At 44.8% G+C, this 18,919-nt stretch carries 19 protein-coding genes and 1 riboswitch; of the genes, 11 read left to right on the forward strand and 8 right to left on the reverse strand.

Going from position 1 to position 18,919, the window contains the following annotated elements:
* Positions 1 to 84: 84 nt before the first annotated feature.
* Both GQF63_RS11245 and GQF63_RS11250 read right to left on the reverse strand, forming a co-directional pair.
* Complete coding sequence (locus GQF63_RS11245; protein ID WP_160369326.1) at positions 85 to 654, reverse strand: Crp/Fnr family transcriptional regulator; 570 nt, start codon at positions 652 to 654, stop codon at positions 85 to 87.
* A 118-nt stretch (positions 655 to 772) separates the two neighbouring features.
* Positions 773 to 1,477, reverse strand: a complete 705-nt coding sequence (locus GQF63_RS11250; RefSeq protein WP_160369327.1) for a hypothetical protein — start codon at positions 1,475 to 1,477, stop codon at positions 773 to 775.
* A gap of 104 nt (positions 1,478 to 1,581) precedes the next feature.
* Positions 1,582 to 1,679: riboswitch (TPP riboswitch) on the forward strand.
* A 63-nt stretch (positions 1,680 to 1,742) separates the two neighbouring features.
* Between GQF63_RS11250 and thiS the strand changes: the two genes are divergently transcribed.
* From thiS to GQF63_RS11285, 7 genes are read left to right on the forward strand one after another with little or no spacing between them, the layout of a single operon-like run.
* A complete protein-coding gene (gene thiS, locus GQF63_RS11255) occupies positions 1,743 to 1,949 on the forward strand; it encodes a sulfur carrier protein ThiS (RefSeq protein ID WP_160369328.1) in 207 nt (68 codons plus the stop codon).
* Positions 1,950 to 1,973: 24 nt separating this feature from the next.
* On the forward strand, positions 1,974 to 3,788 hold the full coding sequence (thiC, locus tag GQF63_RS11260; protein ID WP_160369329.1) for a phosphomethylpyrimidine synthase ThiC: 1,815 nt from the start codon (positions 1,974 to 1,976) through the stop codon (positions 3,786 to 3,788).
* Positions 3,785 to 4,378: a thiamine phosphate synthase gene (locus GQF63_RS11265; protein ID WP_160369330.1), complete on the forward strand. Its 594-nt coding sequence runs from the start codon at positions 3,785 to 3,787 to the stop codon at positions 4,376 to 4,378. Before thiC ends, GQF63_RS11265 begins: the two co-directional genes overlap by 4 nt.
* Positions 4,371 to 5,021, forward strand: coding sequence for a thiamine phosphate synthase (locus tag GQF63_RS11270; RefSeq protein WP_160369331.1), 651 nt, complete (start codon positions 4,371 to 4,373; stop codon positions 5,019 to 5,021). Before GQF63_RS11265 ends, GQF63_RS11270 begins: the two co-directional genes overlap by 8 nt.
* Positions 4,996 to 5,769, forward strand: coding sequence for a thiazole synthase (locus GQF63_RS11275; RefSeq protein ID WP_160369332.1), 774 nt, complete (start codon positions 4,996 to 4,998; stop codon positions 5,767 to 5,769). The genes GQF63_RS11270 and GQF63_RS11275 overlap by 26 nt, the downstream gene beginning before the upstream one ends.
* 2 nt (positions 5,770 to 5,771) lie before the next feature.
* The gene (gene thiH, locus GQF63_RS11280; RefSeq protein ID WP_160369333.1) at positions 5,772 to 6,905 is read left to right on the forward strand and encodes a 2-iminoacetate synthase ThiH; all 1,134 of its coding nucleotides are present in this window, start codon (positions 5,772 to 5,774) and stop codon (positions 6,903 to 6,905) included.
* Positions 6,898 to 7,611, forward strand: a complete 714-nt coding sequence (locus GQF63_RS11285; RefSeq protein ID WP_160369334.1) for a HesA/MoeB/ThiF family protein — start codon at positions 6,898 to 6,900, stop codon at positions 7,609 to 7,611. The genes thiH and GQF63_RS11285 overlap by 8 nt, the downstream gene beginning before the upstream one ends.
* Positions 7,612 to 8,095: 484 nt before the next feature.
* Here the strand turns inward: GQF63_RS11285 and GQF63_RS11290 are convergent, their stop codons facing one another.
* Positions 8,096 to 9,190: a slipin family protein gene (locus tag GQF63_RS11290; protein ID WP_160369335.1), complete on the reverse strand. Its 1,095-nt coding sequence runs from the start codon at positions 9,188 to 9,190 to the stop codon at positions 8,096 to 8,098.
* Positions 9,191 to 10,008: 818 nt separating this feature from the next.
* Here GQF63_RS11290 and GQF63_RS11295 point away from each other — a divergent pair.
* Both GQF63_RS11295 and GQF63_RS11300 read left to right on the forward strand, forming a co-directional pair.
* Positions 10,009 to 11,058 carry a helix-turn-helix transcriptional regulator gene (locus tag GQF63_RS11295; RefSeq protein ID WP_160369336.1) on the forward strand — a complete coding sequence of 350 codons (1,050 nt, stop codon included), beginning with the start codon at positions 10,009 to 10,011 and terminating at the stop codon, positions 11,056 to 11,058.
* Positions 11,055 to 11,606: a GNAT family N-acetyltransferase gene (locus GQF63_RS11300; protein WP_160369337.1), complete on the forward strand. Its 552-nt coding sequence runs from the start codon at positions 11,055 to 11,057 to the stop codon at positions 11,604 to 11,606. Before GQF63_RS11295 ends, GQF63_RS11300 begins: the two co-directional genes overlap by 4 nt.
* Positions 11,607 to 11,609: 3 nt before the next feature.
* On the opposite strand, the gene GQF63_RS11305 is transcribed toward GQF63_RS11300, so the two are convergent.
* The gene (locus tag GQF63_RS11305) at positions 11,610 to 13,973 is read right to left on the reverse strand and encodes a M1 family metallopeptidase (protein ID WP_160369338.1); all 2,364 of its coding nucleotides are present in this window, start codon (positions 13,971 to 13,973) and stop codon (positions 11,610 to 11,612) included.
* The gene (locus GQF63_RS11310; RefSeq protein WP_160369339.1) at positions 13,970 to 14,545 is read right to left on the reverse strand and encodes a HupE/UreJ family protein; all 576 of its coding nucleotides are present in this window, start codon (positions 14,543 to 14,545) and stop codon (positions 13,970 to 13,972) included. The genes GQF63_RS11305 and GQF63_RS11310 overlap by 4 nt, the downstream gene beginning before the upstream one ends.
* Positions 14,546 to 14,664: 119 nt before the next feature.
* On the opposite strand from GQF63_RS11310, the gene GQF63_RS11315 reads away from it, so the two are divergent.
* Positions 14,665 to 15,159, forward strand: coding sequence for a DUF6702 family protein (locus tag GQF63_RS11315; protein ID WP_160369340.1), 495 nt, complete (start codon positions 14,665 to 14,667; stop codon positions 15,157 to 15,159).
* Between the two features lie 50 nt (positions 15,160 to 15,209).
* Here GQF63_RS11315 and GQF63_RS19865 read toward each other — a convergent pair whose 3' ends face one another.
* The 3 genes from GQF63_RS19865 to pckA form a co-directional block, all read right to left on the reverse strand.
* On the reverse strand, positions 15,210 to 15,341 hold the full coding sequence (locus GQF63_RS19865; protein ID WP_281346840.1) for a hypothetical protein: 132 nt from the start codon (positions 15,339 to 15,341) through the stop codon (positions 15,210 to 15,212).
* Positions 15,342 to 15,446: 105 nt separating this feature from the next.
* Positions 15,447 to 16,334, reverse strand: coding sequence for an AraC family transcriptional regulator (locus tag GQF63_RS11320; RefSeq protein ID WP_160369341.1), 888 nt, complete (start codon positions 16,332 to 16,334; stop codon positions 15,447 to 15,449).
* 257 nt (positions 16,335 to 16,591) lie between these two features.
* Positions 16,592 to 18,160, reverse strand: a complete 1,569-nt coding sequence (gene pckA, locus GQF63_RS11325) for a phosphoenolpyruvate carboxykinase (ATP) (protein ID WP_160369342.1) — start codon at positions 18,158 to 18,160, stop codon at positions 16,592 to 16,594.
* 202 nt (positions 18,161 to 18,362) lie between these two features.
* On the opposite strand from pckA, the gene crcB reads away from it, so the two are divergent.
* Positions 18,363 to 18,743, forward strand: coding sequence for a fluoride efflux transporter CrcB (gene crcB / locus GQF63_RS11330; RefSeq protein ID WP_160369343.1), 381 nt, complete (start codon positions 18,363 to 18,365; stop codon positions 18,741 to 18,743).
* The last annotated feature ends 176 nt before the right edge of the window (positions 18,744 to 18,919 follow it).

The following is an 18,919-nucleotide window of genomic DNA, read 5'->3' on the forward strand; positions in this document are numbered from 1 at the left end:
TTCGAATTAAATGCGATGTTTTTAAAACCATGCAAAAATACTGCCCCCCACAACAGGAAAAATTATCCTAGGATAATTAAAATATCAGCTTTGCTTAATTCCCTTCCGAATACGACTTAGGCTGACAGGCGTCATCCGCAGATAGGAAGCGATATACTTCAGCGGAACACGTTGGATAATCTGTGGCGCATCCTGCATCAGTTCATCATAGCGCTCCTTAGCAGATTTAATTTGGGAGGAAATCCAGCGTTTCTCCATTTTTAGCAGCTCGCGTTCCACCATCACCCTACCCAGATTTGCAATATGAATATCTTCCTGATAAAGCTCTTGCAAGCGTTCGATAGCAATGCCATATAGCTTACTATCTTCCAGCAGTTCTACATTTTCATAAGCCTTTTGTTTGGCCACATAACTTTGCATGGATAAAATCACATCCCCCTCAATACCAAACCAAAAGCTTACATCATGCTCTTCTTGTGGCGCATAGGCCCGAACCAAGCCTTTGCTTAAAAAATATATTTTACGTTCAATGCGGTTAGCCTCCAAGAGCGGATAGCCTTTCGGGAAGTTCACTTCTTGTAAATGCTTCGCCAAACGTTCAAAAGATGCCGATGGCAGGGGATGAATAGCGTTTAAAATATGTTCAATTTGCATGCGATTTGGCCAATAAAAAAAGGCCTTAAAGACCTTTTCTAATGCATAAGTTACGAAAAACAGCAACAATAAAAAACTATTTGTTTAGCAGCTATGCTGAATTCCTTATTTTCCACTTTTAATTATGGGTTAATTCAACTAAAGGCTTACCATCTTTACAGACAACAGGTTTTGCTGCATTTGCACAACCGCCCTCACAAACGGTTCCTTCCAATTGCATTTTACGTTGCACCAAAACATTATAAGTAATCACCAATTCAACGAACTCGGCACTGCGAATCGTCTTATGGATTGCCACTGCTTCCGGGCAACAGCCTGAACGAAGAAAATAGGCACTCCAATCGTTCGGGTTAGTACAAGGTACATCCTTATAAAAGTCTTTAACAGCTTCGTATTTGCCAGGCATCATGGCCTTCACTTCTTCGAGGCTCAGTTCTTGCGCATAGCGCAGGGTTGCTTTACCATTGACGCAGCTTCTACCTACTGGGGGATTCATTTGTGCAAAATCTACTACACCTCCTTCTTTTTGAATGGCATCAACCCATTTATGGAATAAAATTTCATATTCTTTGGCCAGTTTATCGGCTTTCTGTTCAATGGAAGGATGAACTAAGTAATACGACATCACATAGGTCTTTTGGATAAAATCATCCACATTTTCACAGGGAATGGATTCTAATAAGGCGACCAATTCCTTGCTCTTTTCGTCTGCTTTCGCATTCCAATAGTCTGCATTCTTTTCCGTAGCATCCTTCGAGCAAGCGCTTAATATATTCAGTAAAAGTAAGGGTATCCAAAAGGTTACAAATTTCATTTTTTCCATAAGGTTAGTTAATACATTGTGTTTTTTGTAGAACGGTAAGCCCCATCAGAATGCGACAGCATGGTTGAAATAATTGCTTTCCTCAAAATAATTCCTAACTTAGCCCCGAACTTTAGGGGTGTCTGCAGAAGTGCAGGCTGAGATTTTACCCTTATAACCTGATCCAGATCATACTGGCGTAGGGAAAAGTAAGATGTCACATGGGTGCGTATGCGTTCCTGTAGTCATTCCTAAAGTATTTTAACCCATATAAAATCTATTAGGAATGCATTTGACCATCAACCATCAATCCAAAACTTTCGAAATTGCCCCAAACAGCTTAGCGGAACTCCTTGCTATCGAGCTGCCTCAGGCACGCAAAGGCATTGCTGTGGCCTTGAACAACCAAGTAATCCCGGAGGGGCAATGGCCCCACACGCCGCTTTCCAACCACGATTCTATTCTCATTATTACAGCCACCCAAGGTGGTTAATATCCAATTTTTAATATTTTTGCTATGAAAGAAACAGGCATCTCCCAACAGCCATTCCCAAATTCCTGTAAAGTCTTTATTCCTGGAAAATTGCATCCTATTCAGGTTGCAATGCGCGAAATTACCTTAAGCCCTACCAAATTAAGCAAAGGAGGTCTGGAGCATAATCCCCCTATTACCATTTACGATACGTCTGGACCATACACCGACGGCAATGCGGACATCGATATCCGCAAAGGCTTAGAGCGCATTCGCGAACCTTGGATCTTAGACCGTCAGGATGTTGAAGAACTGAGCAGCATCAGTTCGGAATACGGACAAGCCCGTTTGGCCGACACGAGTTTAAACAGTCTTCGCTTTAATTACAGCCATCGTCCGTTGCGCGCCAAAGGCGATGCCAACGTTACGCAATTGCACTATGCCAAGCAAGGGATCATTACGGCAGAGATGGAATATGTGGCTATCCGCGAAAACCAACGTATTGAACAATTGCAAGAGGCTACCCCCGGCATGGAGCAGCAACATGCGGGTGAAAGCTTTGGCGCGAATACCCCAAAAAACCGCATTACCCCGGAGTTTGTTCGTGATGAGATTGCAGCCGGACGCGCCATTATCCCCAATAACATCAACCACCCGGAGAGCGAGCCCATGATTATCGGGCGGAATTTCCTGGTTAAAATAAATGCCAATATTGGCAACAGTGCCGTTTCTTCCAGCATTGAAGAAGAAGTGGAGAAGGCCGTTTGGGCCTGCCGTTGGGGTGCCGACACCATTATGGACCTATCAACGGGCAAGAACATCCATGAAACCCGCGAATGGATTATCCGCAATTCACCGGTTCCGATTGGCACCGTGCCAATCTACCAAGCCTTGGAAAAAGTAAAAGGCGTACCAGAAGATTTAACCTGGGAAATCTTTCGCGACACCTTGATTGAACAAGCCGAGCAAGGCGTTTCCTACTTCACCATCCACGCCGGCGTACTCCTTCGCTTTATCCACCTGACGGCCAAACGCGTGACGGGCATCGTATCCCGTGGTGGATCTATTATGGCCAAATGGTGCCTGTATCATCATAAGGAAAACTTCTTATACACACACTTTGAAGACATCTGCAAAATTATGAAGCAGTATGACGTAGCCTTTTCCTTAGGCGATGGTTTACGTCCAGGATCTATTGCTGATGCCAACGATGCCGCCCAGTTTGCCGAGTTAGAAACCCTCGGAGAACTGACCAAAATTGCTTGGAAGCACGATGTGCAAGTGATGATTGAGGGGCCGGGTCACGTGCCTATGCACATGATTAAGGAAAACATGGAGAAACAGCTGGAGGCCTGCGATGAGGCTCCTTTTTACACCTTAGGGCCACTTACCACAGATATTGCTCCGGGATACGATCATATTACCTCGGCCATCGGTGCCGCCATGATTGGCTGGTATGGCTGTGCGATGCTGTGCTATGTTACCCCAAAAGAACACCTTGGCTTACCGAACAAAAAGGATGTGAAAGACGGCGTCATTACCTACAAGCTTGCAGCCCATGCGGCCGACTTGGCGAAAGGGCATCCGGGCGCACAATACCGCGACAATGCCTTAAGCAAGGCCCGCTTTGAATTCCGCTGGGAAGATCAGTTCAATCTATCCTTGGATCCGGATACGGCGCGCGAATTCCACGATGAAACTTTACCCGCCGACGCCGCCAAAGTAGCCCATTTCTGTTCGATGTGCGGACCAAAATTCTGCTCGATGAAAATTACACAGGAAATCCGCGAAGCGACGGAAGAAGGCATGTTAGAAAAATCAAAAGAATTTATTGAGGCTGGTAAAGAAATCTATCTATGATTTTAGTCATTAGTCAGGATATCCAATGCCATCAGGAAACGCTGCTATCGCCCTTGTTTTGGCAGCAGCCTTTCCTACTGCATCTACGCGATTACTCGGCCACGGCTGAGGATTTAGCACTCTTTATCGAGCGCATTCCTACGGCCTATCGCGAGCGGCTGGTCTTGCATCAACATCCCCAAATCGCCAAGGAACTTGGCATTCATAGGCTCCATTTCAATACGCCCATGCGTCAACAAAATAAACATTTAGCCTATAAATCAGGCTATATGCTTTCCACATCGACGCATAGTATGGATGAGTTTAACCAACTGGAACCCTTTTGGGCCTATGCCTTCTTGAGTCCGTTTTTTCCGAGTATTTCTAAATTCCCCTACGGGAAAGACAGTAGCCAGCTGTCGGAGGTAAAAAACCGCAGCAATAAGCTTTGCCCCTTGATTGCATTAGGTGGTTTGAGCCCGGATAATATCCTAACCGCTATGCAGGCTGGAGCGGATGGGTCTGCCCTCTTAGGAACGATTTGGCAAGCCCCGGATCCCATTGCGCAGTTGGAAAAATGTGTACAAATTTATCAATCCTACGATGCTTAAATCCCCGAATTCCTTACCACGCTTACTTTTTATATCAGCGGGCGAAACGCTGCATGCGCAGCTAAACGGCATAAAAACCGCCTTAGATGCCGGCCTGCAATTCCTACAGATCCGCTGGAAAGAAGCCGAAGTCGCGCAGCTGCAGGAGCTTATTGAACGCAGCTTGCCCCTATGCCGAGAGTACCAGGCTATTTGCAGCATAAACGACCACCCCCAACTCGCCAAGCTATCCGACGTCCAGGGTTTACATTTGGGCTTAACCGATATGCCCATTGCCCAAGCCCGAGAAATAATAGGCGAGCCTAAAATTATTGGAGGCACGGCCAATACCTTGGCCGATGTGCAACAACGACAGGCAGAAGCCTGCGATTATATCGGTTTGGGGCCTATGCGCTTTACCCACAGCAAAAAGAAGCTGAGCCCCATTCTCGGATTGCATGGCTATGCACAGATTCAAGCCGCCCTTGTCGAACAGCAAGTTCCCCCCATCTATGCCATTGGGGGCATCCTGCTGGACGATGTGCTGCCGCTCCGTTCCCTAGGCATCCATGGCGTAGCCGTATCCGGACTTATCCTTCAACAGCCTTCATCGGTAAAACAACTAAACGAACGTTTACATGAGCAACTTGATTATAGCAAATAAAACGTTTTCCTCCCGCCTATTTTTGGGCACAGGAAAATTTGGAAACCTACAGCAGATGCAAGACGCTATTTGCGCGGCGGAAAGCGAACTGGTGACCATGGCCTTAAAACGCGTAGACTTGCAGCAACCTGAAGATGAATTGCTTGCTGCCTTACAGCTACCCAACATCAACTTATTGCCCAACACCTCCGGAGCACGAAACGCACAGGAGGCTGTGTTGGCGGCACAATTGGCGCGGGAAGCCCTGCAAACCAATTGGCTGAAACTGGAAATACATCCCGATCCCCGCTACCTCCTTCCCGACCCGATAGAAACCTTAAAGGCCACGGAGGAACTGGCCAAGCTGGGTTTTATTGTATTGCCCTATATTCATGCGGATCCCGTACTGTGTAAACGCCTAGAAGATGCCGGCACGGCAGCAGTGATGCCCTTAGGCGCACCAATTGGCAGCAACAAAGGCTTAAAAACGGTAGATTTCTTAGAAATTATCATAGAGCAAAGTCGTGTTCCAGTGGTGGTGGATGCGGGCATTGGCGCCCCTTCTCATGCTGCCTACGCGATGGAGCTGGGCGCTGATGCCGTTTTAGTGAATACCGCAATTGCCAGTGCCCAAGACCCTGTTGCCATGGCCATCGCCTTTAAACAGGCTGTAGTCGCAGGGCGGATGGCCTATGAAGCCGGCTTGGCCAAAGCAAGCAATCAGGCTGTGGCCAGCAGCCCATTAACATCATTTTTATTGGAGGATTAATCATGAATGCGCAGCATTTTGCAGAAGTTTTTAAGCAGTATGATTGGGAAGCAGTGAAAGCAAAGATTGCCCAATGTACGCCAGCCATGGTGGAAGGGAGTTTAGCAAAAAGCAGAAAGAACCTGGACGATTTTCTAACCTTGCTGTCGCCGGCGGCTAGCCCCTATTTGGAGGCAATGGCGCAGCAGGCACAGCAGCTCACCATCCAACGCTTCGGAAAAACAATCCAGCTGTATGCCCCACTCTATGTCAGCAACGAATGCCAGAATATATGCACCTATTGTGGTTTCAGCATGGACAATAAGATTAGAAGAAAGACCCTCAGCGCGACCGAATTGGTTATGGAGGCCTTGGCCCTGAAAAGCATGGGCGTAGACCATGTTTTACTGGTAAGCGGTGAGGCCAATAAAATTGTAGATCGTGCCTATTTCGAGCGCGCCATCCAAACTTTAAGCCCTTATTTTTCGCAAATATCCATTGAGGTACAGCCCTTAGATCAACCGGATTACGAGCTGTTGCAAGCCGCGGGAACCCATGCCGTATTGGTATACCAAGAAACCTACCACCAGGAGGTATACAAGCAATACCATCCTAAAGGCAAGAAATCTAACTTCGATTACCGCTTAGCAACGCCCGATCGGATTGCCCAATCGGGATTCCATAAAATTGGACTAGGCGTACTGTTAGGATTGGAAGATTGGCGAGTAGACAGTTTTTTTAACGCCTTGCACATCGACTACCTGCAGAAACGCTATTGGAAAACCAAGTATTCTGTATCCTTTCCGAGGCTACGCCCTGCACAAGGCATCATAGAGCCTAACTTCATTATGGAAGACCGGGATTTACTGCAACTGATCTGCGCCTATCGCTTATGGAACCCAGACCTCGAGATTTCCATCTCCACCCGCGAGCGCGAAAAATTCAGAAACCATATTATCGGTTTAGGCGTCACCAGCATGAGTGCGGCCTCCAAGACGAATCCGGGTGGCTATGTTGTCGATCCGCAATCCCTCGAGCAGTTTGAAATATCGGATGAACGCAGTATGGAAGAGATAAAAGCGATCATCCGCCAGGCTGGTTACGACCCGGTGATGAAAGATTGGGACAGCTCCTATTCCGGGAGGGTGTATGGTTAATCCGGATGCACAATTCGAGCGGTACAGCCGTCAGATATTCATGGATGAGATTGGCGTGGCGGGTCAACGGAAAATCAATGCGGCCAAGGTACTAGTCATTGGTGCCGGTGGTATTGGCTCGCCTGTACTGGCCTACCTGGCTGCGGCGGGGGTTGGCCATTTGGCCGTCGCCGATTTTGATGTCCTGGAAATCCATAACCTCAACCGACAGATTATCCATGCCGAACAGCAAGTCGGCAAGCTAAAAACGGAAAGTGCCGCAAACTTTGTTGGGCAGCTTAATTCCAGTATCCACTTCGAGCCAATCGCTGAAAAAATTACCGCCACCAATGTGGAAGCGCTGCTTAGGCCTTACGATATCATTGTAGAAGGCTCTGACAACTTCACTTGCCGCTACCTGGTGAATGATACCTGCGTCCGCTTAGCAAAGCCCTTGGTATATGGCAGTATTTTTGGGTTTGAGGGACAGGTGGCCTTGTTAAATCACAAAGGCTCGAAAGACCTGCGCGCCTTTTTTCCGGAAGCCCCCAATCCGGAAGATGCCCCCACCTGCGATAGCAAAGGCGTACTAGGGCCGCTGCCAGGCCTGGTCGGCAGCATGATGGCCATGCTGGTGCTGCAAGTAATTTGCGGATTAGCGGTGCCAAAAAACCAACTTTGCATTATCGATTGCCTCAACTGGCGCTTTAGCCAGATTACTGCTTAATTTTATTTTATTTAATACCCATACCGGCACAAGGAAGACCTTGTGCCGGTATGGGTTTTTCTTGTCCTTTTGTAGAAGCGTTTGAGAGCCGTAGTTAAGCCCTCTTGAAAGGGGTTTGATACGGGTGTGAAAGGGAGGTGAAAGGGGTGAGCAAGGGGGGAGACTTAGATCGTTTTGGCACGTGTTGTTACGTGGTGTCATCGTTTTGGCACGTGTTGTCATCAATTTGTCATCGATTTGTCATGGTGAGCGGAGTCGAACGACTGGTACGCCAGTGCAATCAAAAACGCATTAAAATGCTAATTAGTTATGATAATCGCATGTAATCAATTGATAATCAATCACAATTAGCTGGTTGATTGCACTGACGTACCAGTCGTTCGTGGTTCGACTCCGCTCACCATGACAAAACCATGACAAAACGATAACAAAACGATGACAGCACGTGCCAAAACGAAACCAACACGATAACAGCCCCCCTTCCCTACTTCACAAACAACTGCTTTAACTGTTCTATCACCTGTCCGTTTCCGGAAACTGAAATACTATTAATCTTCTCGGCGATTTTCTCCACGTATTCCATTTCCCGCAATTTGAACAACATCGCGTTCTCTTCCAATAACTTCGCGGTATTCAACAAGCTTCGGGTGGAAGCTGTTTCTTCCCGCCGGGTGATGATATTGGCTTGCGCCTGTTTCTCGGCAATTAACACCTGGTTCATGATGGTCCGGATTTCTCCTGGCAAAATGATATCCTTTACGCCTGCTGTAATCACCTTCACCCCTAACTCGCTGACCTGCGTTTTGGTTTCGGCAAGGACGTATTCCGAAATTGCCGATTTATTTTCCATCAAGCTATCTAAGGTTAAGTTGCCGATGTAAGCCCGCAAGGCGAACTGCATACAGGTATACAATTGCACTTCAAAGTTCTTATTGTTCATCACCGCCTGCTCCACATCGATCACCTGATATTGAAAAGCAAAGTTGATTCGCACTTGCGCCTTATCTTTGGTCAAGATTTCCTGTCCGGGAATTTCCATGGCCAAGACCCGCAAGTCGACCAATTGCACGCTTACTTCCAAGTTGTTCTTCCAGAAGTAATAGGTTCCCGCTTTCAATTCCTGTTGCAATTCACCGTTCACAAACAATAAACCTACTTCGCTTGGGTTTACCTTAAACTTCCGCACCTGGTATGAAAAAGGAACTTTCTCATACAATTGTTTATTGATGCTGGCCGGTATTTCCAAACCCTCTATATTGTACACTTCAAAATGCATCGCATGCAAGCCCTTCCAAAAGACATGGCGTCCGGCAGGCAATACGTTTTTAAAGTTTTTATTCACATAGTGCAAGGCAATTTCGTTATCGCCTACCTCGACAACTTCCACACATTCCTGAAAAGCAGGCATGGCTAACAACATATCGATATCATGAGCCACATGAAAAGGATTCGAAAGGTTGTAGATTTGGATTTTTTCACCAAAGCCTAACCAGAACTTCCCTTCCTGAAGCACGCGAACAACCGTGTTGTTCTTTACTACTAAGCCTACTTCGTTTTTGTTAATTGTTACTCGTTTCATCGTGTTATTATTTATGTTTATACCTTAATTCATCTTTGTTAATAAAGCCTTCCGGACCTGTTCCCTATCCGTCATCGGTAGAAAAAGGGGCCTTTCAGGTTTTCCCTGCTTTCAAAATGAGGCATGGCAAGCTTTAAAAAAAGCAGGCAAGGCTGATTTCTGCTACAGGAGTAACCTAAAAAGATGCTGTTTCCCACAGGATGGCATTTAGTTGTTTTCTGCCAATCAAGAGATTGGCGAAAAACCGAACCGGTGCGGAAAGCTTCGGAGACCTTTTTAAAGAAGGTCATAACTTCATGTTGTAGGCATTGCTGCCCCTTCGATAGGGCACTCCTTGAGTGCGTGGGAGTTTCCTCCCGGTTCTATTGTTCTTACCACTTGAACTTCTTCGCAAGCGAAGGCGAGATTCGAACTCGCAACTGACAGATAAAAAAGACAAGTACTTTTGGCTATAATCAGGATATTAAGGTTGCACCCTAACACTTCCCTGCTATTCAGAAACAGGCGATTGGATTACCCCGCATTTACTCATCTAGATCTTTACTATTTTTCTATATAAAAAGCTTTCCGCTTTATCGTCAAAGAACTCATGTCGCAACCGACAATACAAAGATGCAGGGCATACTACGCAGTGCTTCTGCGTAGTTTAATAAAACTTTAAAAACACAAGCAAACAAACCTTAAACACCTAATTATCAATCTAATAATTTTTATTAATAATCTGTTTATTTTTTAGCAACACATTATTGCGCAAATAGACTGCGCAGTAAAAAAGGAAATCCTTATCTTTAATATAGATCATAAAGAGAGAATAAGCCATGTCTACCAATAAAGTAGCCCTGATTCGGTATAAAACCATCGACAATTGTTTGCGGCAAACCCACCGAAAGTGGTCCTTGAATGATTTAATAGAAAAGGTTTCGGAAGCCCTATATGAATTGGAAGGCATTCATAATGGGGTTTCCAAGCGAACCATTCAAGCCGACATCCAATTAATGCGCAGCAATAAACTGGGTTATAATGCGCCCATTATCGTTAGTCAACGCAAATATTACCAATATGAAGACCCGCAATACAGCATCAGCAACTCCCCTATATCTACGGCGGAGATGGAAAAAATGCGGGAAGTGGTGGATGTGCTCAAGCATTTGAACGGCTTTGCTTATTTCGACGAAATGAGTGACATGATTGCCCGCTTGGAGGATAATATGCTGCTACCCGGTGGTATTCAAAAACAAGCCATACAAATGGAGGGCAATACCCTGGTGAAGGGCTTAAACTGGATTACGCCGCTGCATAAGGCCATCCGCGAAGAGATTCCCCTGCTTATTTCATACCAGTCTTTTAAAGTCAACACCACGCAGGATATGGTGTATTACCCTTATCTGTTGAAGGAGTACCGCAATCGCTGGTATTTAATTGGCAAGCCCAAAAAGATAAATGGCATAATTGCCCTAGCCCTAGATCGGATTCAGGATGTGCAGGAAATGGCCAAGGCACATTTTGTACCTTATGATGGTGTAGCTTTTGACAGCTATTTTGAGGACACCTTGGGCGTAACGAAAACAAAAAACGACCGTGCAAGAAAAACGATTATTAAAGTGCATGCCAATCATGCACCTTACGTAGAAACCAAGCCTATTCACAATTCGCAAATAATTTTAAAGCGCGGCGAAGATGGGCATATTATTATTCGCTTGGATGTGGTGTTTAACTTTGAATTGGAGCGGGAATTGCTTGGTTTTGGGGAAAGCATTGAGGTGATAGCCCCGGCCCAACTGCGGAAAATAATGCACAAAAGATTAAATTTAGCTGCCCGACAATATGATCAAATGCCCCTGAACATAAGCTCTAAACCCCAGAAATGATGAAACTAGCAAACAGCATAGCCATAGATGCGCAAACCTGCCTGAAGGTATTAGTACCTAGCGATGGGCAAACTATTTTCAATATCTTAACAAAACAAAGGGCCTATTTTTCGGAATGGCTGCCTTTTGTCCAATTCACCCATAAAGTGGAAGATAGTAAAGGCTTTGTAGCTATGGCCATTGAGCAACGCAAAACCAAAGGCGAATATGTGTTTAAGATATGCCATGAAGACCGAATGGTGGGCCTTTTAGGGATGAAAGACACCGATTATATTAATAAGAACACGGAATTGGGCTATTGGATTGCGCAGGATTTTCAAGGTCGGGGGATTATGACCAAGGCTGTTTCCACCTTGGTTAACGAGCTTTTTGCTAGCCATAAAATTGAACGTGTACAGATTTGCTGCGCGGTAGGCAATGAAAAAAGCATTGCCATCCCGAAGCGATTGGGTTTTACGCTGGAAGGCATTAAACGCAATGGCGAATGGGCCGGCAACCTGGAGTTCCGAGATCTGTTGGTGTTTAGCAAGCTAAAAACCGATAAATAAACATTACTTATTCTGGTTTTTAGCCTCTTTCATGGGGTTGCTTTCTGTAGATTGCCCCCGAACCCCCTGCCCTTGCTGCTTAAAGATTTCAAAACGCGAGGGTTGTGCTTGGCGCGGCCAGGCATTATTGCTCTCCTCAATATCTGCCGTTTCCCGGTACGGGTCTATACAAATACTGGCCACTTCTTTCTGCTTCGCAAATACCTTATAGACTTCCTTTTCATTGAGGCGCCAAATATAGGCTGGAATATGCTCTAGCTCCTTGCTACCATCGGTATAGGTCCATTCTAGAATAATGGGCATCACCAATCCGCCGTTATTTTTAAACTGCAATTCGTAAAAGGAAATTTTACCATCCATAATATCCTTTTCCTTAGGCGTTAATGATTGGTAAAACTGCTGATAGCCGGCCTCATCGGCTGGGCGCACGGCAAAACGATCCCATTTATTATAGAAATCGAGTAAAGAGGTGTCCTTTTCAACCAGAAAAGCCATATTTTCTTCCATATTGCGTTGCCGCGTAATGGTATTTAAATCGTCCTTAAAGGCCGTTTCCTGTTGTTGCTTGGTCTGCTTCGGGCTGCCTCCTTGCATGCGGTATTGGGTAACATTTTCTAAAGAAATATCCACTGCTTCAGTCCCAAAGAACCAGCCTCTCCAAAACCAATCGAGGTCAACGGCGGAAGCATCTTCCATGGTACGGAAGAAATCTGCGGGTGTGGGGTGCTTAAAGGCCCATCGGTTTGCGTATTCTTTGAAGGCATAATCAAACAGTTTCCTGCCCATCACCGTTTCGCGCAGAATATTGAGGGCAGTTGCCGGCTTGGCATAGGCATTCGGACCGAACTGTACAATATTCTCGGAGTTGGTCATGATGGGCTCTAACTGGTCTTTCGGCAGTTTCATGTAATCGACAATCTTATGCGCCGGACCACGACGGGATGGGAAATCCTTATCCCACTCCTGCTCGGTCAAGAATTGCAGGAAGGTATTCAAGCCTTCATCCATCCAGGTCCATTGCCGTTCGTCGGAATTGACAATCATCGGGAAGAAGTTATGTCCCACTTCATGGATAATAACGCCTATCATACCATATTTCACGGCTTCCGAATAGGTGCCGTCGGCATCTGCCCGTCCGTAGTTAAAGCAAATCATTGGATATTCCATGCCATTGGCAGCCTCTACCGAAATAGCCACCGGGTATGGGTATGGAATGGAAAATTTAGAATAGGTTTTGAGGGTATGTGCCACCACCTTGGTGGAATACTTGCGGTATAAGGGATAGGCTTCCGGGCCATAATAAGACATGGCCATGGGTTGATTGCCGGCAATGCCTTCATTTACTTTTAAGGCATCCCACACTAAGCGGCGGGAGCTAACGAAAGCGAAGTCGCGGACATTCTTAGCTTCGTAAATCCAGGTTTTCTTACTGCTGGATTTGGTTTTCATGGCCTCCTTTGCATCCGCCAGGCTTACCACCTCTACCGGTTCTTGGCTATTTTGTGCTTGCTTCCAGCGGCTCAGCTGGGTGGCATTGAGCACCTGGTTATAGTTTTGACACTCGCCTGTGGCGCCGACGATATGATCGGCAGGCACTGTGATATGAACTTTATAATCGCCGAATACCAAGGCAAACTCACCACGACCGGTGAACTGCTTATTTTGCCAGCCTTGAAAATCGGAATACACCGCCATGCGTGGAAACCACTGCGCAATAGTGTAGAGGTAATTATCATCTCCCGCAAAATATTCGTAGCCTCCCCGGCCACCTTCTACCATGCGGTTGGAAATCTTGTAATCCCAATCGATATTCAGCACAAACTTAGCACCCGGTTTAAGAGGCGTAGGCAAGTCGATGCGCATCATGGTGTAATTGATGGTATAAGGCAAGGGTTTATTGGCACCGTCGGTGACCTTGTGAATATTCACCCCGTAGCCATTTTGCGTTGGCACAAGGCCCTGCAATTGCTCTAGAGACATACGCTCCGTTAAGCGGCTTTGGTTGAAACGTTTGTTCTCCGCATCATCGGCATGTTCGTTTTCATCCAGTTGAATCCAAAGGTAGCTTAAGGGGTCGGGGGAATTATTGGTATAGGTAATGGTTTCCGATCCTTTCATGCGCTGGTTTACTTCATCCAACTCGCAATGAATAACATAGTCGGCTTTTTGCTGCCAATACATAGATCCGGGTGCTCCGGACGCGGTGCGAAAGATGTTGGGATCGGAAAGCAGCGTGCCTAGCTGTTCGAATTTATTGCCATGATTGGATTGGCTATTGTTCGACACCTGCGCCGAAGCCAGGTTGAACAGGCCTAAACTAAAAGCAGCCAAACTGCCACGAAGTACATATGCTCCTAATTTTTTCATAAAGGAAGACGTTCTAAAGCCATAATAAAAGAAATACCTACCACCGCGGAGGATAGAAAGAAACTCCAGTCGCGCTGCGTAATGGAGATAATCTTTAACATCAATTCCGATAGGAGGATAACAAAGAAAACAATAATCAATTGTCCGAATTCTAAACCCAAGTTAAAGGACAGCAGAGGCCATACAATGGAGGTTTCTTTGCCCAACAACGATTGGAGGTAATTGGAAAAGCCCAAGCCATGAATAAGCCCGAAAAACAAGGTCATGCTGTATAATAAAGCGGGGTTTCTTTGTTTGCGACGCTTGGGTAAATTGTATAAGGCGGTGACCAAAATGGTTACCGGGATTAAAAACTCGATCCAATCGCTATTGACAGAAACCAAGTGGAATGCCGCTAAGGCCAGCGTAATGGAATGGCCAAGGGTAAACGCAGTAACCAACCAGAGGATTCTTTTCCAATCTTTAAGCACATAGCTGCAACACAAGACCATGACAAAAAGTATATGGTCGTAGCCATTAAAATCTAAGATGTGTTGCCAACCCAGCTGGAAATAGATGGAAAAGTCACTCATGAATTAGGGTTTATACTATTGATGCAGCAAATTTAAGATATTTTTAAATAAGCAAACCATTCTTAGAAAATTTAGATAAATTCGTTACGAACTAGACAGGATAATTCAGGATGAAACGAATGAAAACATACCTCGCCATACTATTGGGCTGCCTCATCAGCCTAACGGTTTTTGCGCATCCTTTCTATGTGAGTATCAGTTCTGTGGATTATAACAGTTCAAAAAAACGACTGGAAATAGCCTGCCGCTTATTTTACGATGATCTGGAGGTGGCCTTAAAAACCCATCAGCATAAGAAATTGGACGTGCTGAATCCGAAGGAAAAAGCCGTTTTAGACTCGGCCATCAGCAGGTATATCAAGGCTAATTTTAAATTGCAGGTGAACGGACAAGCCAAGGAGATGAAGTACGTAGGCTATGAAGTGGAAGAAGATGTGGCCTGGTGTTATTTTGAAGTGCCTCAGGCGAATCCGGTGCAGCGCATCAGCATTGTAAATCAACTTTTGTATCAGGACTTTAAAAGCCAATCTAATATTATGCACGTCACGGTGTCCGGAAAGCGCAAAAGCAGTAAACTGGACAATCCAAAAAGAACGGTTGAGTTTTCTTTTTAGCTGTCTGGTTTAAGGATTAAGAAATTGTTTTTGATTTTGGGGAGGAGTGGTTACCGCTTTGGGCTCTCACTTCCTCGGGTGGGTTTGGTTTGATTGTTTCCGATGAATCCCCAGTTGGTTACATAGAAGTAGTATGGGTTGTTCATCATTTTTTCGATTTTCTTACTTTTCTTTTTCATCATATATATTACCTTTCTTTTAGTGTATACAAAGAATATAACAAATTTTGAACCAATTTCCAAATAATAGTTGAAAATGACGTCCAAATGATGAGGAAGGAAGGCTGATTATTTCGCTAAAGCCTGTGCAGAATGTCGGTTTACAAACTCGGTAGGCGATGTATTGAGGATGCTCTTGAATACGCGATTAAAATGAACCACCGTATTAAATCCGCATTGATAAGCCACCTCGGAGATATTCTCGGTAGCCTTATTGATTAACAATTGGCAAGCTTTCTCAATCCGGATTTCATTCAAGAAAGTAACATAGGTCTTCATCGTATGCTTCTTAAAGTACTTACAAAAGGCCGATGGCGTCATGTGAATTAATTTAGACACCTCCTCAATGCTGATTTCCTTATCGTAGTTCGCTAAGGAGAATCGCAGCACTTCGTTGATACGCACGCCGACCTTATCGTTAAAATTAGACTCGGGTAATCCGGAATATAAGGAATGCATATCCTGCTCATGAGCAATCAGGAATTGAAAGACTTCCAAGATGCACATCAACTTATGGATCCCCTCCTCTTTGGCCAGCTCCTGAAACTTCGCCTTGATTTTTAAGCTGATGTCCTGTTCTATTTTCTTACTGGAATCAATGTTCTTAAAGAAATCGCGCGCGGGTTGTAGCTCAGAAAGATCGAAGAAGGACCATAACTTATCAAAAGCTACAAAAATATGGATTGCATGAATCTGCTCCTCCTCCGCGCCTTCTTTGATAAAGATATGCGGGTCATTGGCCTTCAAGATATAAATCTCATCTTCTAAGAAGGGTTGTATCAAGTTTCCGATCAACATCGAACCTCTCCCCTTCAGGATATAAGATATCTGATATTCTTTATGCCGATGGTAATGATTGTAGAAATTACTGCGGTGATCTTCTTGCACATAAAAAGAACCTACACCAGAGGCTGGTACAGTAAATTCGATGGGATGTTTTGCATCTACTGTCTTCATAGATCCTGTTTTGTCGATTGAACCAATGCGCCATTTAGGGCATTCTTAATTCCTGTCCAATTGATAAGAATGTTCAAATGTAAAGATTAAAAACCTTAACCAAAATAATCTTTTATGGTCGAATTGTAAAAAGTAAACCTATAATGTGGTTTTAGGTAGAAAAAATGGCCTTCCCAAAGGAAGACCATTCTAAATAAAAATTAGTTAAAATAAAGAAACCCACCTAGCAAATAGGTAAAAATCAAAACCTACTGCTATTATTTTTGTCGGAATTGCTCGTAGTTTTTCTCGAACAATCCTTTTAATGCTTTCGCTTGTTTTTCATAGGCTTGCGCATCTGCCCATAATTCTACAGGATTTAACACTTCTGCAGCTACGCCTTCGCAGTGGGTCGGCATCTGCAATCCGAAGACAGGGTGCTCGCGGTAGGCTTCTTGTCCTAATTTGCCAGCTAAAGCTTCCCGGATCAAGGTACGGGTGTAAGAAAGCTTAATGCGGTTTCCAACGCCATATGGCCCGGCAACCCATCCGGTATTCACTAACCAGACTTGAATATCCTCGTGTTCTTGAAGCTTTTTCCCTAACAGATCGGCATAGGTGCTTGGATGTAGGGGAAGAAAGGCCTGACCGAAACAGGCGGAGAACGTAGCCTGAGGCGTGGTAATTCCTGCTTCCGTTCCGGCAATCTTTGAGGTATAGCCATTGATGAAATAATACATCGCCTGCTCTACACTAAGCTTGGAGATTGGAGGCAATACGCCGAAGGCATCTGCCGCCAAAAAGAAAATATGCTTAGGCGCTGCACCGCGTCCTTCAGGAACGATATTCTCGATAAACTCCAAAGGATAGGAAACACGGATATTCTCGGTGATACTTTTATCTTGGTAATCGGGCGTACGCGTGCCGGCTTTGAACTTTACGTTTTCCAAAAGGGCATTAAACCGTACAGCTTGGTAGATTTCAGGCTCCGACTCTTCCGTCAACCCAATACACTTGGCATAACATCCGCCTTCAATATTGAATACTTGATCTGCTGTCCACACGTGCTCATCATCACCAATTAGCTGTCTGCGTTTATCGGAGGAAAGGGTAGTTTTCCCAGTTCCCGATAATCCGAAATAAAGGGCAGTTTCACCATTCTCACCACGATTGGCAGAGCAGTGCATCGTTAAATACTGCTTATAGGTTGGTAATAAATAATTTAATACCGTAAAAATACTTTTCTTGATTTCTCCTGTATAGCCGGTTCCCGCGATTAATACAATCTTCTTGCTGAAGTTGATGGCCACGAAGTTCTCATTGTTTAAGCCGAATTGGTAAAAATCTTCTACCAAATACTTCGGCGCAACAAGGATAGACCAATCTGGCTGATCGCTGGCCTTGGCTTCCGGATTATTGATAAAGAGGTTGGAAGCAAAAAGATTATGCGACGCTAAGGTCGATACCACCCGGATGCTGATTTCCTCCGTTGGCTCGGCACATGCTTTTGCATCTAAGATATAAAGCGATTCTTTGGATAGGTAATCTGCCACCTGATTCCAAAGGCTTGTAAAGTGCTCCTCAGACATCGGCTGGTTCACCGCATTCCAATTAACTTTATCCGTTGTCTCGGCATCTAAAACAATAAAACGATCTTTCGGGGAACGACCAGTGAACTTCCCGGTCATGATACATAGTGCTCCGTTATCAGCCAGCTCTCCTTCTTTGTTTTGGATTGCTTCTTCGACTAGGGCTGCTGGTGGCAACTGATATTGTGAATTATTCTGTAATTCAATCTTCAAATACGTCAAATCTGGAAGATTCGATATAGTTTTATATTGCATCATAATAGGTGTATTTTATGCTTATTACGAGGGTAAAGGTACAGGAGATTTTAGCAAGTAATTTAACCACAAATGGCAGATGGTTAACCTATATTGTCCAAATTTTCTAGAATTTTTACACAAATAATTAAGAACAGTAAAACAAGCCGAATTCCTATCCATTTCGCTTATATTCGCTTAAGAAATTTTAGCAAATAAGAAACGAATGTTCAAAGATATACTGATTATAGGAATTGGAGGCGCAGCAGGTAGTATCCTCCGTTATACCACCGGGCAATACATCAGTAAAAACTATCCCCATGCCATCCCCTTCGGCACCTTAACAGTCAATATCCTGGGTTGCCTTATCATTGGTATCTTAATTGGTATATTCGATCGGCATGCGCTGATCAATCCACAATGGAAACTCTTATTAATTACCGGATTCTGCGGAGGCTTTACCACCTTCTCAACCTTCGCTGCTGAAAACTTCCAACTGATGCAGAACAACCAGATCCCTCAGGCCTTCTTATATATTGCATTGAGTGTCATATTAGGGTTGATGGCTATTTGGGGAGGCTTATTAGTAGCGAAGGCAATAGGCTAATAACCATAGCCTATCGACACACACACATCAGGAACCACAACAATAGTTTCCTATACACATTAATATTCGTTAGAATAGAAATACAAACCCTTGATTATCCTAATATTACAACAATTATCCGACCTTGTTTTAGCCAATAATCAGTTCCCTTTTCCTATGGAATCTAGAATGATCTC

The sequence above is a fragment of the Sphingobacterium humi genome (assembly GCF_009768885.1).
Taxonomy (GTDB): Bacteria; Bacteroidota; Bacteroidia; order Sphingobacteriales; family Sphingobacteriaceae; genus Sphingobacterium; species Sphingobacterium humi.

Coding starts and splice junctions, on each gene's coding strand:
- GQF63_RS11245 (WP_160369326.1), bottom strand. CDS start 654: ATGCAAATTGAACATATTTTAAACGCTATTCATCCCCTGCCATCGGCA.
- GQF63_RS11250 (WP_160369327.1), bottom strand. CDS start 1,477: ATGGAAAAAATGAAATTTGTAACCTTTTGGATACCCTTACTTTTACTG.
- thiS (WP_160369328.1), top strand. CDS start 1,743: ATGCATTTGACCATCAACCATCAATCCAAAACTTTCGAAATTGCCCCA.
- thiC (WP_160369329.1), top strand. CDS start 1,974: ATGAAAGAAACAGGCATCTCCCAACAGCCATTCCCAAATTCCTGTAAA.
- GQF63_RS11265 (WP_160369330.1), top strand. CDS start 3,785: ATGATTTTAGTCATTAGTCAGGATATCCAATGCCATCAGGAAACGCTG.
- GQF63_RS11270 (WP_160369331.1), top strand. CDS start 4,371: ATGCTTAAATCCCCGAATTCCTTACCACGCTTACTTTTTATATCAGCG.
- GQF63_RS11275 (WP_160369332.1), top strand. CDS start 4,996: ATGAGCAACTTGATTATAGCAAATAAAACGTTTTCCTCCCGCCTATTT.
- thiH (WP_160369333.1), top strand. CDS start 5,772: ATGAATGCGCAGCATTTTGCAGAAGTTTTTAAGCAGTATGATTGGGAA.
- GQF63_RS11285 (WP_160369334.1), top strand. CDS start 6,898: ATGGTTAATCCGGATGCACAATTCGAGCGGTACAGCCGTCAGATATTC.
- GQF63_RS11290 (WP_160369335.1), bottom strand. CDS start 9,190: ATGAAACGAGTAACAATTAACAAAAACGAAGTAGGCTTAGTAGTAAAG.
- GQF63_RS11295 (WP_160369336.1), top strand. CDS start 10,009: ATGTCTACCAATAAAGTAGCCCTGATTCGGTATAAAACCATCGACAAT.
- GQF63_RS11300 (WP_160369337.1), top strand. CDS start 11,055: ATGATGAAACTAGCAAACAGCATAGCCATAGATGCGCAAACCTGCCTG.
- GQF63_RS11305 (WP_160369338.1), bottom strand. CDS start 13,973: ATGAAAAAATTAGGAGCATATGTACTTCGTGGCAGTTTGGCTGCTTTT.
- GQF63_RS11310 (WP_160369339.1), bottom strand. CDS start 14,545: ATGAGTGACTTTTCCATCTATTTCCAGCTGGGTTGGCAACACATCTTA.
- GQF63_RS11315 (WP_160369340.1), top strand. CDS start 14,665: ATGAAAACATACCTCGCCATACTATTGGGCTGCCTCATCAGCCTAACG.
- GQF63_RS19865 (WP_281346840.1), bottom strand. CDS start 15,341: ATGATGAAAAAGAAAAGTAAGAAAATCGAAAAAATGATGAACAACCCA.
- GQF63_RS11320 (WP_160369341.1), bottom strand. CDS start 16,334: ATGAAGACAGTAGATGCAAAACATCCCATCGAATTTACTGTACCAGCC.
- pckA (WP_160369342.1), bottom strand. CDS start 18,160: ATGATGCAATATAAAACTATATCGAATCTTCCAGATTTGACGTATTTG.
- crcB (WP_160369343.1), top strand. CDS start 18,363: ATGTTCAAAGATATACTGATTATAGGAATTGGAGGCGCAGCAGGTAGT.